Origin of the sequence: Streptomyces bicolor (genome assembly GCF_000719285.1) — a bacterium.
Lineage (GTDB): Bacteria > Actinomycetota > Actinomycetes > Streptomycetales > Streptomycetaceae > Streptomyces > Streptomyces bicolor.
On sequence record NZ_JOFS01000014.1, the window covers coordinates 118,549 to 134,048 of the forward strand.

The following is a 15,500-nucleotide window of genomic DNA, read 5'->3' on the forward strand; positions in this document are numbered from 1 at the left end:
CGTGTGGGCGCGACCAGCCCCCACTCACCCGCACCCGCCACCCAACACCAGCCACCCCCCACCCAAGGCGCCCCCCAACCGCCCGCACCCCACAACCACGGCCCAAGCCCCGCAGGGGTACGCTTCGCCGGTAGGCGACCGCCACCCGGACAGCAACCGCCCTCGACTGCGCAGCGCGCCACGCGCACCACGCCGCAGCGCCCGCGCGCCTGTCCGATCCGTACGGAGGGGCTGACAATCACGTGAACCTGCGCGACAAGCTGCGCGGCCTGCTGGTCAGGCTGTACGCACGCCGGGTGGAGGGTCACCTGGACCACGCTCAGGTGCCCAAGCACATCGGCGTGATCATGGACGGCAACCGCCGCTGGGCGAAGGCCGCGGGCTCCACCACCGTGCACGGTCACCGGGCCGGGGCCGAGAAGATCGAGGAGTTCCTCGGCTGGTGCTCCGAGACGGACGTCGAGGTCGTCACCCTCTGGCTGCTGTCGACCGACAACTTCGACCGGCCGCAGGACGAGCTGGTCCCGCTCCTCGGGATCATCGAGGACGTCGTCCGCACCCTCGCCGCCGACGGCCGCTGGCGGGTGCACCACGTCGGCACGCCCGACCTGCTGCCGGCCGGGATGCAGACCACCCTCAAGGAGGCCGAGGAGGCCACCGCGGACGTCGACGGGATACTGGTCAACGTCGCCATCGGCTACGGCGGGCGCCAGGAGATCGCCGACGCCGTGCGCTCGATGATCGTCGACGCCCATGACAAGGGCACCTCGATGGAGGACCTCGCCGAGTCCGTCAGCGTCGACCTGATCGGCCGCCACCTCTACACCGGCGACCAGCCCGACCCCGACCTCGTGATCCGCACCAGCGGCGAGCAGCGGCTGTCCGGATTCATGCTCTGGCAGACGGCCCACTCCGAGTACTACTTCTGTGAGGTCTTCTGGCCGGCCTTCCGCAAGGTCGACTTCCTGCGCGCCCTGCGCGACTACGCGGCGCGTCACCGGCGTTACGGCGGCTGAAACACCACACCTCCAGCGGGGGGTGCGAGCACCGCATTTGGGGCGGAAGTAACAAGGAGTTCACCAGGGCGCCGTCATATGCGTAAGCATGGCACCGCATGTTCGAGGGCATAAGCCAAGCAGGTCGACACCCGAACCACGGGTGTCGTATCTCAGCGGGCGGCGCCGGAGCCGTCCGCCCGGGAGGCCCTTTGCACCAGTTCGACCGTGCGGTCACGGCACGGAAGAAGCAGTGGAGGGCCGGTTTTCGGCCCGTGCATGGCGTGCAGGGCGGCCGACGACCGGTCCAGCTCCACTCCGTCGCTCCCCGACCTCATCCGAGGGGGTACGTCCTTCCGTGGTGACCAGCACAAAGCGCCACAAGCCCGACCGGCGCACCTACGTTCTCGACACCAGCGTCCTGCTGGCCGACCCGAACGCCCTGAGCCGCTTCGACGAGCACGAGGTCGTGCTCCCCATCGTCGTGGTCACGGAGTTGGAGGCCAAGAGGCACCATCCCGAACTCGGCTACTTCGCCCGGCAGGCGCTGCGCCTGCTCGACGACTACCGGGTGAAGCATGGCCGTCTCGATGCCCCCATTCCGATCGGGGACCTCGGCGGGACCGTCCGTGTCGAGCTCAACCACTCGGACCCCAGCGTGCTGCCCACCGGCTACCGCCTGGGGGACAACGACTCCCGTATCCTCGCGGTCGCCCGCAATCTGCAGGCCGAGGGGTTCGACGTCACCGTCGTGTCGAAGGACCTGCCGCTCAGGATCAAGGCCTCGTCCGTCGGCCTCCTCGCCGAGGAGTACCGCGCCGAGCTCGCCATCACGGACTCCTCCGGCTGGACCGGAATGTCCGAACTGACCCTGCCGGGCGAGCAGGTGGACGTCCTCTTCGAAGCGGGACACGTATATGTCCCCGAGGCCGCCGACATGCCCGTCCACACCGGACTGACGATCCACTCCGAGCGCGGCAAGGCGCTGGGCCGGATCACGCCCGAGGGCAACGTCCGTCTGGTGCGCGGGGATCGGGAGGCGTTCGGCATCAAGGGCAGGAGTGCCGAGCAGCGGATCGCGCTCGACCTGCTGCTCGACCCGGACATCGGGATCATGTCCATGGGTGGCCGGGCCGGCACCGGCAAGTCGGCGCTGGCGCTGTGCGCGGGTCTGGAGGCGGTGCTGGAGCGTCGTCAGCACCAGAAGGTGATGGTCTTCCGGCCGCTGTACGCGGTGGGCGGGCAGGAGCTCGGCTATCTGCCCGGCACCGAGGCCGAGAAGATGAGCCCCTGGGCGCAGGCGGTCTTCGACACGCTGTCCGCGGTCACCAGCCGCGAGGTCATCGAAGAGGTCACCGCGCGCGGGATGCTCGAAGTCCTGCCCCTCACCCACATCCGCGGCCGCTCGCTGCACGACGCGTTCGTGATCGTGGACGAGGCGCAGTCGCTGGAACGGAATGTCCTGCTGACTGTTCTGTCCCGAATTGGTGCCAATTCGCGAGTGGTTCTCACCCATGACGTGGCCCAGCGGGACAACCTGCGCGTCGGGCGCTACGACGGTGTCGTCGCCGTCGTGGAGAAGCTGAAGGGGCATCCCCTCTTCGCCCACGTCACGCTGACGCGGTCCGAGAGGTCCCAGATCGCCGCCCTTGTGACCGAAATGCTGGAGGACGGGCAGATCTGACCCAAGTGCTCAACTTGCGGTAGCTACTCGTTGGTTGGCGCCGTTCGGAAAGGCCGAGAGCCTATCCGGGCGGCGCCTTGGCGTGTGCGGCTTTCCGCAAAACCCCAGGGACAAACGAGGTGTGAGCTTTCACACGCAACACAGAATTGCCTTGCGGCGTCCAGGTACGGCAGAGTCTCACTCCTGTCAGGCCCCGCATACGACACACCTGTACCCCCAGCGGTACGGAACCACAGCAGCACTACAACCAACTGCATAGTGCCGTCGTATGCCGCCCGAGTCTTCACGCGGCGCTCCCGCACGGGAGTTGCCCACCGGGTCAGTGCCTCCCGTGACCCGCAGTTGGGAGGCCAGCGCCAGGGGCACGATTGCGTCCGCCAGGGTCACCGAAGCGGGCGATGCTGGAAGGAAACCGTGTGAGTCCGATTTCGGTCAGGGGATTCGCAGTGGCCTCGGCCACCGCGGTCACCGCTGTCGGAAGCGTCGTCGGCGTTGCCTCGGGCAGCACCGCGCAGAACAACGACGCCGAGGCGACGGCTGCCGATTCGACGCTCCTCGCGGACATACCCGCGGGCCAGCAGGCCCAGGTGCAGACCGAATCCCTGACGGCACAGGCCAATGTCCAGGCCATCGCCGCGGACGCGAGCGCCAAGAAGGACGCGGAGGAGGCGGCCCGCAAGGCTGCCGCCCAGAGCGCGATCGAGAAGAAGAAAGCCGCCGAGAAGGCGGCGCAGGAAGCCAAGGAGCGCGAAGAGGCCGAGGCGAAGGCCTCCCGGTCCTCCGCCGGTGACTTCCCGATCCAGAGCTCCTACACGATCGAGCAGATCCAGGCGATGGCGCGCCAGATGGTGCCGGCCGACCAGTGGCAGTGCTTCAGCAACATCGTGGACCACGAGTCGGACTGGAACTACCGGGCCGTCAACCCCTCCTCCGGGGCCTACGGCCTCTTCCAGGCCCTGCCCGGTTCCAAGATGTCGTCCGTCGGCTCGGACTGGCAGACGAACCCGGCGACCCAGATCAAGTGGGGCCTCAACTACATGAACGAGCGGTACGACAGCCCTTGCGGTGCCTGGTCGTTCTGGCAGGCCAACAACTGGTACTAGGCGCTCCGCCGATCCAGCCGAGATACGTCGTTGGTTGCGTGCGGCGCCGTTGCGGCTGGTCGCGCCCGCGCGGCGGAGCCGCACATCTCATGCAGCCCCGCGCCCCTGGCGGCGCTTCTCAACCCTGCGTTGCCCCTCACCGTCCTTTGGTGAGGGGCCTTCGCGCTTTCGTGCCCCGGTGCCATGTACGGTCGGACGCAGCGACTCCAGGGGGGAGTGGTGAGGAGAGACGGGGGAAGAGGACGGATCATGTCGCGAGTGCCAGGGTGGCTCGGTCGGCTCGGCGCCGGACTGACCGAGATGAGTGAGCGGTTGGACGAGCGTCGTGCCGCGGTGGAGCGGGAGGACGCCGAGTTCCGGCCGGAGCGGGGGGCCGCCACCGCCACTGACGTCGCGCCCGAGTCCGTGGCCGCCGACGCCCCGGCACCGCCCGCCGACCACGTCCCACGGCCCCCCGACTACGCGCCCGCAGCTCCGCCGCCCCGCCCCGACCCCGCACAGGTCGTGCCGTGGGGCGTACGGGTCGCGGCGGAAGCCGGCTGGCGGCTGCTGGTGCTGGCCGGCACGCTCTGGGTGCTGATGCGGGTCATCAGCGCCGTACAGCTCGTGGTGCTGGCGTTCGTCATCGCCCTGCTCCTCACCGCCCTGATGCAGCCCTCGGTGGCGTGGCTGATGCGACGCGGGCTGCCGCGCGGGCTCGCCACCGCGCTGACCGCGATCCTCGGGTTCGTCGTCATCGGGCTGATGGGCTGGTTCGTGACCTGGCAGGTCATGGAGAACATCGACAACCTCTCCGACCAGGTCCAGGACGGCATCGACGAGCTGCGCAACTGGCTGCTCAACAGCCCGTTCCACGTCACCGACAAGCAGATCAACGACATCGCCGAGAACCTCCGGGAGGCGATCGGCGCCAACACCGACGCGATCACCTCGGCCGGCCTCGAAGGCGTGACGGTCATCGTCGAGGCGCTCACCGGCATCCTGCTGGCGGCCTTCTCGACGCTGTTCCTGCTCTACGACGGCAAGCGGATCTGGCAGTGGACCCTCAAGCTGGTCCCGGCCGCGGCCCGTCCGGGCGTGGCGGGCGCCGGGCCGCGGGCCTGGGAGACGCTGACGGCGTATGTGCGCGGCACGGTGATGGTCGCCCTGATCGACGCCGTCTTCATCGGCATCGGGATCTACTTCCTGGACGTCCCCATGGCCGTCCCGCTGGCCGTCTTCATCTTCCTGTTCTCCTTCATCCCCCTCGTCGGCGCGGTGGCCTCCGGTGCGCTCGCCGTGGTCGTCGCCCTGGTGACGCAGGGCGTCTTCACCGCGGTCATGACCCTCGTGGTCGTGCTGGCCGTCCAGCAGATCGAGGGCCACGTCCTGCAGCCGTTCATCCTCGGCCGCGCGGTCCGCGTCCATCCGCTGGCGGTGGTGCTGTCGGTGGCGGCCGGCGGCATGGTGGCGGGGATCGGCGGCGCGGTGGTGGCCGTACCGCTGGTGGCGGTGACGAACACGATCGTGGGGTATCTGCGGGCGTACTCGCAGGAGGCGGCGCTTCGCTACGCGCCCGAGCCGCGCGGGGCCACGGCGGTGGGTGTGGCTTCGGCCGACCCGCCGCCCCCGTCCGACAAGGACAAGTCGGGCTCCGAGTGATGACATCCGAGTGATGACAAGGGCCCGTTCACCCCAAGGGTGAACGGGCCCCGCGTTTCCAGGCGAAGCGCTAATCCGCCAGAACCGCCTCCGCGTCCAGCGTGACGCCGACGGCCTGGACGACCGACGCGATCTTGAACGCCTCCTGGACCGTCTCCCGGTCCACGCCCGCCTTGCGCAGCACCTGCTCGTGCGAGTCGAGGCACAGGCCGCAGCCGTTGATGGCGGACACCGCGAAGGACCACAGCTCGAAGTCGACCTTGTCGACACCGGGGTTGCCGATGACGTTCATACGGAGCCCGGCGCGCAGGTTGCCGTACTCGTGGTCGGACAGCAGGTGCCGGGTCCGGTAGAAGACGTTGTTCATCGCCATCACGGCGGCCGCGGACCTGGCCGCGGTGTACGCCTCCGGCGAGAGGTTCGCCTTCGCCTCCGGCGCCAGCTCGCGCAGCACGATCGGGGAGCGGGAGGCGATCGCGGTGGCGAGCACCGTGCCCCACAGCTGCTGCGCCGGGAGGTCGGAGTTGCCGATGACCGAACCCAGGTTGAGTTTCAGGTCCTTGGCGTAGTCCGGTATGCGCGACTTCAGGGAGTCGAGGGACATGTCACTCACTCTCCGGCGAGGAGCTTGACCGGGTCCAGGGTCTCGTCGCCCTTGGTCCAGTTGCACGGGCACAGCTCGTCGGTCTGCAGGGCGTCCAGGACCCGCAGGACCTCCTTGGGGTTACGGCCGACGGAGCCCGCGGTCACCATGGAGAACTGGATCTCGTTGTTCTGGTCGACGATGAAGACGGCGCGCTTGGCGAAGCCGTCCTCGCCCTCGATGCCGAGGTCGCGCATCAGCTCGTGCTTGGAGTCGGCCAGCATCGGGAACGGCAGGTCGCGCAGGTCGTCGTGGTCCTTGCGCCAGGCGTGGTGGACGAACTCCGAGTCACCGGAGAAGCCGAGGACCTGGGCGTCGCGGTCGGCGAACTCCTCGTTCAGCTTGCCGAATGCAGCGATCTCGGTCGGGCAGACGAAGGTGAAGTCCTTCGGCCAGGCGAAGACGATCTTCCACTTGCCCTCGTAGGTCTTGTGGTTGATCGTCTCGAACTCCTTGCCCTTCTCCAGCGAGACGCAGGCGGTCAGTTCGAACTCGGGGAACTTGTCACCGACAGTGAGCACACGCTCTCCTTGCAGCGAAAGAGACACCCGTTCGGTACAGGTGTCTCCCTGTGGGTTGGACCTTACCGATCCTGGCACAGGCTGCATTGATACGGGAAATAGCTACACTCGGTCGGGTTGATCGGAGGGTTCTATCAGTGACCGTGAGTAAGAGAAGGCAGCCCAGCCTCGCCCAGCTGCGTGCCTTCGCAGCCGTCGCCGAGCACCTCCATTTCCGGGACGCCGCCGCGGCGATCGGCATGAGCCAGCCCGCTCTGTCGGGTGCCGTCTCCGCTCTGGAGGAGTCACTCGGAGTGACGCTCCTGGAGCGCACCACCCGCAAGGTGCTGCTCTCGCCCGCCGGCGAGCGTCTGGCCGTACGGGCGAAGGCGGTGCTGGCGGAGGTCGCGGCGCTGATGGAGGAGGCGGAGGCGGTGCGAGCCCCGTTCACCGGCGCCCTGCGCCTCGGCGTCATCCCCACCGTCGCGCCGTACCTCCTGCCCACCGTTCTGCGCCTCGTCCACGACCGCTACCCGCACCTCGACCTCCAGGTACACGAGGAGCAGACCGCGAGCCTCGTCGAGGGGCTCACCACCGGCCGCCTGGACCTGCTTCTGCTCGCCGTGCCTCTCGGTGTGCCCGGCATCGCCGAACTCCCGCTCTTCGACGAGGACTTCGTGCTCGTCACCCCGCTCGACCACTGGCTCGGTGGCCGCGAGGGCATCCCGCGCGAGGTCCTCAAGGAACTGAACCTGCTGCTCCTGGACGAGGGCCACTGCCTGCGCGACCAGGCCCTCGACATCTGCCGGGAGGCGGGCCGTGAGGATGCGCCGGTGACCACGACCGCCGCCGGCCTGTCGACGCTCGTCCAGCTCGTCGCGGGCGGCCTGGGCTGCACGCTGCTGCCGCGCACCGCCCTCAAGGTCGAGACCAGCCGCAGCAGCCAGCTCCTGACCGGGTACTTCGCGGACCCGGCCCCCACCCGCCGCGTCGCCCTCGCCATGCGGACGGGGGCGGCGCGTGGAGCGGAGTACGCGGAGCTGGCGGCAGCGCTGCGCGAGGCTCTGCGTCCGCTGCCCGTACGGGTGGTGGGCACGGAGGCGTGAGTCCCGGCCGCCCGAGTCGGCGCTCGTCGGGTCCGAGTCGGCGCGCCATCTCCCGCACATCCGGGCCTGCGTCCTGCACCCAGCCGATGTGCAGCCGCAGCCCTTCCCCTCGGACCGAGCGCGAGTTGGCGTCCGGCCGCGATCTTCCCGGTTCTGTGCGCCGCAGGACCGGCGGCCGTACACGACACGGCCGGCCCCTCCCGGAAGAGAGGGGCCGGCCGTCAGTCGGTCACGCCGTCACTCCGTGCGCAGCCCGTCCGGCCGCATCAGCCGCAGCAGCGGCGGCAGGCTGAGCAGCGTCACCGCGAGCACGACCCCGGCGCCGATGCCCGTCATCGTCAGCACGCTCGCCCAGTCCACGCTCACCGTGGCCTCCACCATCTTCAGCAGGACCGCGCCCAGCGTGAGTCCCACCACCGAGGCCAGCAGCAGACCCAGCGCGATCGGGATCGCCGTCTGCCACAGCACCGACAGGCTCAGCGTGCGGCGCCGGGTGCCGAAGGCGACCAGGGACGAGAGCAGCTTCTTGCGCTCGCGCAGCTGCTCCAGCTGGGAGACCAGCAGGCTCGCGCCGATCAGCAGCAGGACACAGGTCGCGCCGACGAACAGGCCGTTGCGGATGGCGCGGAACTCCTCGGACTGCCGACTGGCGGTCAGGGCGCTCACGTCCGTCAGCGGATCGACCCGCGCGGCGGTGTTGCGCGCGAACTCGGCGGCGTCCGGCACCGAGGTGTCCAGCGAGAGGTACACCTTCTCGAACATGCCCGCTGCCGCGCCCTCGGGCAGTGCGCCCCGGGTGAACAGCAGGCCGCCGCGCGCGTAGCCGGTGGGATCCTCGCGTTGCGCCGCTGCCTTGATGCCGGTGGGCACCTTCCAGGACACCGTGTGGCTCGGCGAATCCGGATAGGCCGGGTCGAAGTACAGGGTCCGGCCCGGCGCCGTGAGCTTCTCCGTCTCGCCGTCGTACTCCGTGCCGAGGATCCTGAAGACGTCGCCGTCCTGGCAGGACGTCAGACGGGCCACCTCACGCAACTCGGCGCAGCCGGCGACGGTCACCTCGACCGAGGTGTCCGGCTCCTTGGCCCGGTCGCCGAGCACGCCCTCGGCGAGGGCCGTCGTGTGGCTCACGCCCTCGGTGCGCGTCAGCTGCCCGGCGAGCTCGCCCAGCGAGACGTCGTCCCGCACGTAGAACGTCAGCTGAGCCCGGCTCAGGTCGTTGCCCGTGTCCTTGGTGTAGTCGGACTCGACCCCGGCGAACAGCATCTGCAGGGCGATCGCCCCGGCCACCGCGACCGCGATGCCGTTGACCATGCGGGCCGCCGTACCACTGCTCAACTGCAGCCTGCGAACCGCCAGTTGCCAGGAGACCGAGCCCGAGTTCAGCCGGGCCACCACGGCCTCGACGAGCCACGGCAACAGCGCGGTGACGCCGACCAGCAGCAGTACGGTGCCGCCGATCACCATCCACTCGTTGAAGTTCCCGTTGCCATTGCCCTGACCCATCATCGGGTACAGCAGCGCGAGGCCGGCCAGCGGCAGCAGCAGTCGCCACCACAGCCGACGGCGCGGGGGCTTCGCCGTACGGACGACGCCGAGGGGCTCGATGACGACCCCGCGCAGCGCGAACAGCGTCACCAGCACGGCCGCGGCCGGTACGGCGACGGCGACCAGCGCGGCGAGCGCGGGCGACGGATTGAGGTCGCTCGGGAACACGCTGATGTTGCGCACCTTCAGCAGGGACGCCAGCTGACGCCCCGCCAGGAAGAACCCGGTACCGAGGACGAGCCCGAGCAGCGCTCCGGCGAGTGCCTCGCCGGCCGCGACCCGGCGCGCCATCCCCCCGTCCGCGCCGACCAGCCTGAGGGCCGCGAGCCGACGGTCCCGGCGCTCGCCGCCGAAGCGCACGGCCGCCGCGATGAACACGCCGACCGGCAGCAGCAGCACCACAAAGATGATCATGACGAGCAGGATCAGGATCGGGTCCAGCCCGTCATCCACCGGCCCCGAGGAGGGCCCGAAGTAGTCGATGCGCTCGATGGAACCGTTGCTCAGATGGCTTGCCATCCCCGAGCCGCCCGCGTAGTAGGCGAGTTCGGCGGGCCCGACGAGTCCGGACTTCTGGATGGTGCCGGTGATCCGATAGGGGATGCGTTCGCGCAGCAGCTTGCCCGAGTCGGACTCCAGCAGGCGCTTCAGCGCGGGCGAGGCGACCATCTCGCCCTTCGCGGGGAACTTCTCGACACCCGGCGGCAGCGGCGCCCGCGAGCCCTCGGGCTCCAGGAGGCGGCCCCGTATGTCATCGCTGCGGAAGGTCGTGTCGACATTCGCGATGATCAACGTGTCGTCCGCCTTGGACAGCTGCTCCGCGCCGTAGGTGAAGTCGTCCCGGGCGGTGCCGCGGTGTTCGCGCTCGGTCAGCGCGCTCGGCACGGCGGTCGTCAGCAGCAGCAACGCCACCCCGAGCCCGACGCCGACGGCCGTCAGCAGGGCCCGGACCCATCCCTCCCGTCCGCCGGCGAAGGCGAACCGAACCCCCAGGGCCAGATCCTTGCCCCACTGGCGGACGCTCATACGACGCGCTCCATGTCCCGGGACTTGCCGTCCCGTACGACGATCTCGCGGTCGGAGTAGGCGGCGACCCGCGCCTCGTGGGTGACGAGGACGACGGCGGCGTTGGTCGACCGGGCGGCGTCCGTCAGCAGCTCCATCACGCGCTCGCCGTTGAGGGAGTCGAGCGCGCCGGTCGGCTCGTCGGCGAACAGCACGCGCGGGTTGGTGACCAGCGCACGGGCCACGGCGACGCGCTGCCCCTGACCGCCGGAGACCTCACCGGGCCGCTTCTTGCGCAGGTCGTCGACCTCCAGCCGCTCCATCCAGGTCAGGGCCGCTTTCTCGGCCTCCTTGCGGGAGGTCCCGTTGAGCCGCAGCGGAAGGGCGACGTTCTCGACGCAGGTCAACTCCGGTACGAGCTGGCCGAACTGGAAGACGAAGCCGAACTCGGAGCGCCTGAGCGCACTGCGCTGGGCGTCGCTCATGGTGGCCAGCTCGCGCCCGTTGTAGGTGATGGACCCCGAGTCGGGCGGCACGATGCCGGCGAGGCAGTGCAGCAGGGTCGACTTGCCGGAGCCGGACGGCCCCATGACGGCGACGACCTCGCCGGGGTGGATGGAGAACTCGGCGCCGTCGAGGGCGACGGTCGGGCCGTAGGCCTTGCGCAGCTCTTCGGCCGCGAGCAGGGAACCGGGAGGCGGAGTCACTTGGCCACCACCTCGGCCAGCTTGTCGAGACGCGCGGCGGTGAGTTCCAGCCAGCGCAGGTCGGCCTCGAGGTGGAACAGGGCGTGGTCGCAGATGAGCTGATCGGCGAGATCGCCCTTGCGCTTGCGGTCGGTGAGGATCCGCATCATGCGCAGGTGCTCGGCGCGCTGGGTGTCGAGGATGTCGGCCGCGTTGCGCCGGGTGAGCAGGGCGAGGACGACCTTGGTGTAGAGGGTCGACTGGAGGTACGGCTCCGGCTTCTCGGGCGTCGCGAGCCAGCGCTGTACGTCGGTGATCCCGGCGTCGGTGATGGCGTACCGCTTGCGCTCGGGCCCGCCGCCGGGCTCGATCCCGTCGACCTCGACGAGCCCGTTCTTCAGCAGCCGGGACATCGTCGAGTAGACCTGGCCGTAGTGCAGCGGCCGGTCGTGACCGAACTTCTCGTCGAAGGCCCGCTTGAGGTCGTAACCGTGGCGGGGGCCCGACTCCAGGAGCCCTAGAAGGGTGTGACCGATGGACATGACAGGGACTGTACACGGCGTGTATACGCCGCATGTATACGCCCAGTGTGTAGATCTTGGCCGAGGGTGTGAAGCCCCAGGTGGGGGCCGATTGTCACGGTTCTGCTACTGGGACTCGGGCGGGTCCACGGGAGGCCGCCCTCGGCGAGGAATCGGCTTGGCCTCACCCGGCAGTCGGCCTGCCTCCGCGAGAGCACGGCGCAGCAGGAACTCGATCTGCGCGTTGGCCGAGCGCAGTTCGTCCCCGGCCCACCGCGCCAACGCCTCGTACACGGACGGGTCGAGCCGCAGCAAAACCTGCTTCCGCTGCGGCCGACCCTGAGGGGCTGACCCCCCGGAGGGAGCCGTCACTGGTAGAGCGTCCCGGTGTTGAGGACCGGCTGCGGGGACCTGTCGCCGCACAGCACCACCATCAGGTTCGACACCATCGCAGCCTTCCGCTCCTCGTCCAGTTCCACGATGTCCTGCTCGGAGATCCGCGCGAGCGCCGCCTCCACCATGCCCACCGCACCGTCGACGATCTGCCGCCGCGCCGCGACGACCGCCCCCGCCTGCTGCCGCTGGAGCATCGCGGAGGCGATCTCGGGAGCGTACGCGAGATGCGTGAAACGCGACTCGATGATCTGCACGCCGGCCGCCTCCACGCGCGCGTGCAGCTCGAAGGCGAGCTTCTCGGTGATTTCCTCGGCGTTGCCGCGCAGCGACAGGCCGCCCTCGTCATGGGCGTCGTACGGGTACTCGATGGCGATGTGCCGCACGGCCGCTTCCGTCTGGGTGGCCACGAACTCGAGGTAGTTGTCCACCTCGAACGTCGCCTGCGCGGTGTCCTCGACCTTCCACACCACGACCGCGGCGAGCTCGATCGGGTTGCCGTAGGCGTCGTTGACCTTGAGGACGGCCGTCTCGTGGTTGCGGACCCGGGTCGAGATCTTCGTGCGGGACGTGAGGGGATTCACCCAGCGCAGCCCGTCCTGCCGGATCGTCCCCCGGTACCGCCCGAAGAGCTGGACGACCCGCGCCTCGCCCGGCGCGACCATGTTCAGCCCGCACATGGCGAGGACCGCGGCGATGGCGACCAGGATGCCGGTGATGATCAGGGCCGCCTTGCCGCCGCCCCCGGAGACCGCCCCGGAAGCGGCGATCAGCCCGGCCCCGGCCACCAGGCCGACCAGTCCCAGCAGCAGGGCGAGCCCGCCGCCGATGCTGTGCGCGGCGAACTCCCGCACGCGGGGCGCGGGCATGGCCGGCACGTCGGCGGCGATGGACGTGGCGTCGTTCTTGTCGTTCGGCATGGGTGTGTCCCCCGTTTCCCGCGGAAGCCTCGGCGGGGTTTCCGCGGGCTTCCTGCTTCTAGCTTCGGTCTAGCTAAGTGATATCACTTTACCCCACCCGGGCAACCCTACGCACCCCTCAGTCGTCGGTTCCGTTGGGACAGGTGCTGATTGTCACGTCCGTAAAAGCCCGGATCGGCAGTCCTTTGTCACAACTTCCGGTGTTAGCTTTCTGAGCTGACCTGAGCGGCGAACCTGTGTTGCAGGCGTGCACACAAGAACGAAGCGGAGCGGAACGGACCCATGGGACGAGCGGAAGAGAGACGAGCGCGTCAGCGTGGCGGTCGCCGCGCCGCCCCCCGGCGCTCCTCAGGGACGCCGTCGGCCACCGGCAGAGGCGAGGCGGTCACCGTGGTGGGCTCGGAGCCCGTCCCGGGAGGACGGGCCGCGGCCCGCCGGGCGGCCAAGTCCGCGGGCAGGGGCAAGGGTGGCGACGGCAAGGGCCGAATACGCCGGCTGTTCACCTGGAAGAAGATGCTCGGCGCGTTCCTCGGCAGCTGCCTGCTCGTCATCGGGGCGTTCATCGCGCTGTACCTCTACGTGGACATCCCGGAGGACAACGCCGCCGCCCAGGCCGCCCAGCGCCAGAGCAACATCTACAAGTACAGCGACGGCTCGACCCTGGCCCGCGACGGCGAGGTCAACCGCGAGATCGTGGACCTGTCCAAGGTGCCGAAGGAGGTCCGGTACACCTTCGTCGCCGCCGAGAACAAGTCCTTCTACAACGACAACGGCATCGACCTGAAGGGCACGGCCCGCGGTGTGCTCAACACGCTGATGGGCAAGGGCGCGCAGGGCGGTTCGACGATCACCCAGCAGTACGTCAAGAACTACTACCTCAGCCAGGAACAGACGGTCAGCCGCAAGCTCAGGGAGATCGTCATCTCCCTGAAGGTCGACCGCCAGATGTCGAAGGACGAGATCCTCGCCGGCTACATCAACACCAGCTACTACGGCCGCAACTCCTACGGCATCCAGGCCGCCGCCCAGGCCTACTACCGCGTCGACGCCGACAGGCTCAGCGTCGCGCAGGGCGCGTATCTCGCCGCGTTGCTGCAGGCGCCGAGCCAGTACGACTGGGCGGTCGCCTCCGACACCGGCAAGAGGCTGGTCAAGGCCCGCTGGAACTACGTCCTGGACAACATGGTCGAGGAGGGCTGGCTGGACAAGACCGAGCGCCAGGACATGAAGTTCCCGGAGCCGGAGGAGCCCAAGCCCACCGCCGGCCTGGAGGGGCAGAAGGGCTATCTGATCGCGCTCGCCAACCGTCAGCTGGAGGACCAGCTGATGAAGGAGCAGGGCCTCACCCGTTCCCAGGCCGAGGCCGCGGTCGTCGACCAGGGCTGGACCATCACCCTGAACATCGACAAGAAGAAGCAGTCCGAGCTGGAGAAGGCCGTCAAGGCGCAGCTGACCAGCAAGCTGGACAGCAAGAAGCGCAAGGTCGACGCGGACATCCAGGCCGGCGCGGTCTCCGTCGACCCCAAGACGGGCAAGGTCGTGGCCCTGTACGGCGGTGTGGACTACTTCGACCACTACACGAGCAACGCGACCCGCACGGACTACCAGCCCGCGTCGACGTTCAAGCCGGTCATCCTGGCCGCCGCGCTGGAGGAGAACGCCGAGACGCGGTCCGGCAAGCCGATCACCGCGAACACGGTCTACGACGGCACCAGCAAGCGGCCGGTCGTGGACAGCGACGGCAACAAGGTCGGCTTCGCCCCCGAGAACGAGGACGACGAGAACTACGGCCCCATCACCGTCCAGACGGCGATGAACAAGTCGGTCAACTCCGTCTTCGCACAGATGGGCGTCGACGTCGGCATGAGGAACGTCATGGACGTGGCCGGCAAGCTCGGCATGGACGTCTCCGACGAGCAGGCCGTACCCGCCCAGACGCTGGGCACCATGGGCGCGAGCCCGCTGCAGATGGCAGGGGTCTACGCCACCCTCGACAACCACGGCAAGAAGGTCACGCCGAGCATCATCAAGGCGGCCGAGCACAACAGCCGGACGGTCGAGCTGCCGAACCCGATCGGCGAGCAGGTCATCAGCCGCGAGTCCGCCGACACCGTGACCTCGGTGCTGACGGGCGTGGTCGACGACGGTACGGCCCGGAAGGCCGTGGCGAACAACCCCGAGCACGACGGCCAGAAGGTCGCCGGCAAGACGGGTACGTCCGACGACAACAAGTCGGCCTGGTTCACCGGTTACACGCCCGACCTGGTCACCTCGGTGGGCCTGTTCGGCGAGGACGACAAGACGCACGCCCAGACCAAGATGTACGGCGCCGGCGGCTTCGACCGCGTCAACGGCGGTGGCTTCCCGGCGGAGATCTGGGCGGCGTACATGTTCGGGGTGACGAAGACGGACGCCAGGTTCGACCTCGAGACCGACCAGGGTGCGGCGGTCCAGCCGACCTGGACGCCGACTCCGACCCAGGAGCCGACGACCCAGAAGCCGACGGAGACGCCGACGACCCAGAAGCCGACGGAGACGCCGACGACCGAGGAGCCGACGGAGACGCCGACGACCGAGGAGCCGACGGAGACGCCGACGACGCAGCAGCCGACGACACCGCCGACGAGCGAACCGACGGACGACGTCACCCTGGACCCGGTCAGACCGGATGACGGCCAGTAGAACAGCGCCCCGATAGGGGCGCGGGGAACTGCGCGATCAGCCACGAAGTACACGCGGCCGGCGACGCGCAGTTCCC

Annotated in this window: 13 protein-coding genes; 6 read left to right on the top strand and 7 right to left on the bottom strand. The window is 69.3% G+C overall.

Annotated features, from left to right (window positions below; all coding sequences use genetic code 11):
• The first annotated feature begins 242 nt into the window (after positions 1 to 242).
• The 4 genes from IF78_RS0120045 (at position 243) to IF78_RS0120060 (ending at position 5,423) form a co-directional block, all read left to right on the top strand.
• Positions 243 to 1,016 carry an isoprenyl transferase gene (locus tag IF78_RS0120045; protein WP_031483722.1) on the top strand — a complete coding sequence of 258 codons (774 nt, stop codon included), beginning with the start codon at positions 243 to 245 and terminating at the stop codon, positions 1,014 to 1,016.
• 337 nt (positions 1,017 to 1,353) lie between these two features.
• Positions 1,354 to 2,679 carry an RNA 5'-3' helicase PhoH2 gene (gene phoH2, locus IF78_RS0120050; protein ID WP_031483724.1) on the top strand — a complete coding sequence of 442 codons (1,326 nt, stop codon included), beginning with the start codon at positions 1,354 to 1,356 and terminating at the stop codon, positions 2,677 to 2,679.
• Between the two features lie 416 nt (positions 2,680 to 3,095).
• Positions 3,096 to 3,782, top strand: a complete 687-nt coding sequence (locus IF78_RS0120055; RefSeq protein WP_031483726.1) for an aggregation-promoting factor C-terminal-like domain-containing protein — start codon at positions 3,096 to 3,098, stop codon at positions 3,780 to 3,782.
• A 249-nt stretch (positions 3,783 to 4,031) separates the two neighbouring features.
• Positions 4,032 to 5,423, top strand: a complete 1,392-nt coding sequence (locus IF78_RS0120060) for an AI-2E family transporter (protein WP_051828027.1) — start codon at positions 4,032 to 4,034, stop codon at positions 5,421 to 5,423.
• A gap of 70 nt (positions 5,424 to 5,493) precedes the next feature.
• On the opposite strand, the gene IF78_RS0120065 is transcribed toward IF78_RS0120060, so the two are convergent.
• Together IF78_RS0120065 and IF78_RS0120070 are read right to left on the bottom strand one after the other, a co-directional pair.
• Positions 5,494 to 6,027, bottom strand: a complete 534-nt coding sequence (locus IF78_RS0120065) for an alkyl hydroperoxide reductase (protein ID WP_031483729.1) — start codon at positions 6,025 to 6,027, stop codon at positions 5,494 to 5,496.
• Positions 6,028 to 6,032: 5 nt separating this feature from the next.
• Positions 6,033 to 6,587 carry a peroxiredoxin gene (locus IF78_RS0120070; protein WP_031483731.1) on the bottom strand — a complete coding sequence of 185 codons (555 nt, stop codon included), beginning with the start codon at positions 6,585 to 6,587 and terminating at the stop codon, positions 6,033 to 6,035.
• Positions 6,588 to 6,724: 137 nt separating this feature from the next.
• On the opposite strand from IF78_RS0120070, the gene IF78_RS0120075 reads away from it, so the two are divergent.
• Positions 6,725 to 7,672: a LysR substrate-binding domain-containing protein gene (locus tag IF78_RS0120075; RefSeq protein WP_031483733.1), complete on the top strand. Its 948-nt coding sequence runs from the start codon at positions 6,725 to 6,727 to the stop codon at positions 7,670 to 7,672.
• A gap of 237 nt (positions 7,673 to 7,909) precedes the next feature.
• Here IF78_RS0120075 and IF78_RS0120080 read toward each other — a convergent pair whose 3' ends face one another.
• From IF78_RS0120080 to IF78_RS0120100, 5 genes are all read right to left on the bottom strand, one after another.
• On the bottom strand, positions 7,910 to 10,243 hold the full coding sequence (locus IF78_RS0120080) for an ABC transporter permease (RefSeq protein WP_031483736.1): 2,334 nt from the start codon (positions 10,241 to 10,243) through the stop codon (positions 7,910 to 7,912).
• Entirely contained in the window at positions 10,240 to 10,929 is a 690-nt protein-coding gene (locus IF78_RS0120085) for an ABC transporter ATP-binding protein (RefSeq protein ID WP_031483739.1), read from the bottom strand. Before IF78_RS0120085 ends, IF78_RS0120080 begins: the two co-directional genes overlap by 4 nt.
• A complete protein-coding gene (locus IF78_RS0120090) occupies positions 10,926 to 11,450 on the bottom strand; it encodes a PadR family transcriptional regulator (protein ID WP_031483740.1) in 525 nt (174 codons plus the stop codon). The genes IF78_RS0120085 and IF78_RS0120090 overlap by 4 nt, the downstream gene beginning before the upstream one ends.
• 105 nt (positions 11,451 to 11,555) lie before the next feature.
• On the bottom strand, positions 11,556 to 11,801 hold the full coding sequence (locus IF78_RS0120095; RefSeq protein WP_031483742.1) for a type II toxin-antitoxin system antitoxin: 246 nt from the start codon (positions 11,799 to 11,801) through the stop codon (positions 11,556 to 11,558).
• On the bottom strand, positions 11,798 to 12,742 hold the full coding sequence (locus IF78_RS0120100) for an SPFH domain-containing protein (protein WP_031483744.1): 945 nt from the start codon (positions 12,740 to 12,742) through the stop codon (positions 11,798 to 11,800). Before IF78_RS0120100 ends, IF78_RS0120095 begins: the two co-directional genes overlap by 4 nt.
• Positions 12,743 to 13,024: 282 nt before the next feature.
• On the opposite strand from IF78_RS0120100, the gene IF78_RS0120105 reads away from it, so the two are divergent.
• The gene (locus tag IF78_RS0120105) at positions 13,025 to 15,424 is read left to right on the top strand and encodes a transglycosylase domain-containing protein (RefSeq protein WP_031483746.1); all 2,400 of its coding nucleotides are present in this window, start codon (positions 13,025 to 13,027) and stop codon (positions 15,422 to 15,424) included.
• Positions 15,425 to 15,500: the final 76 nt, after the last annotated feature.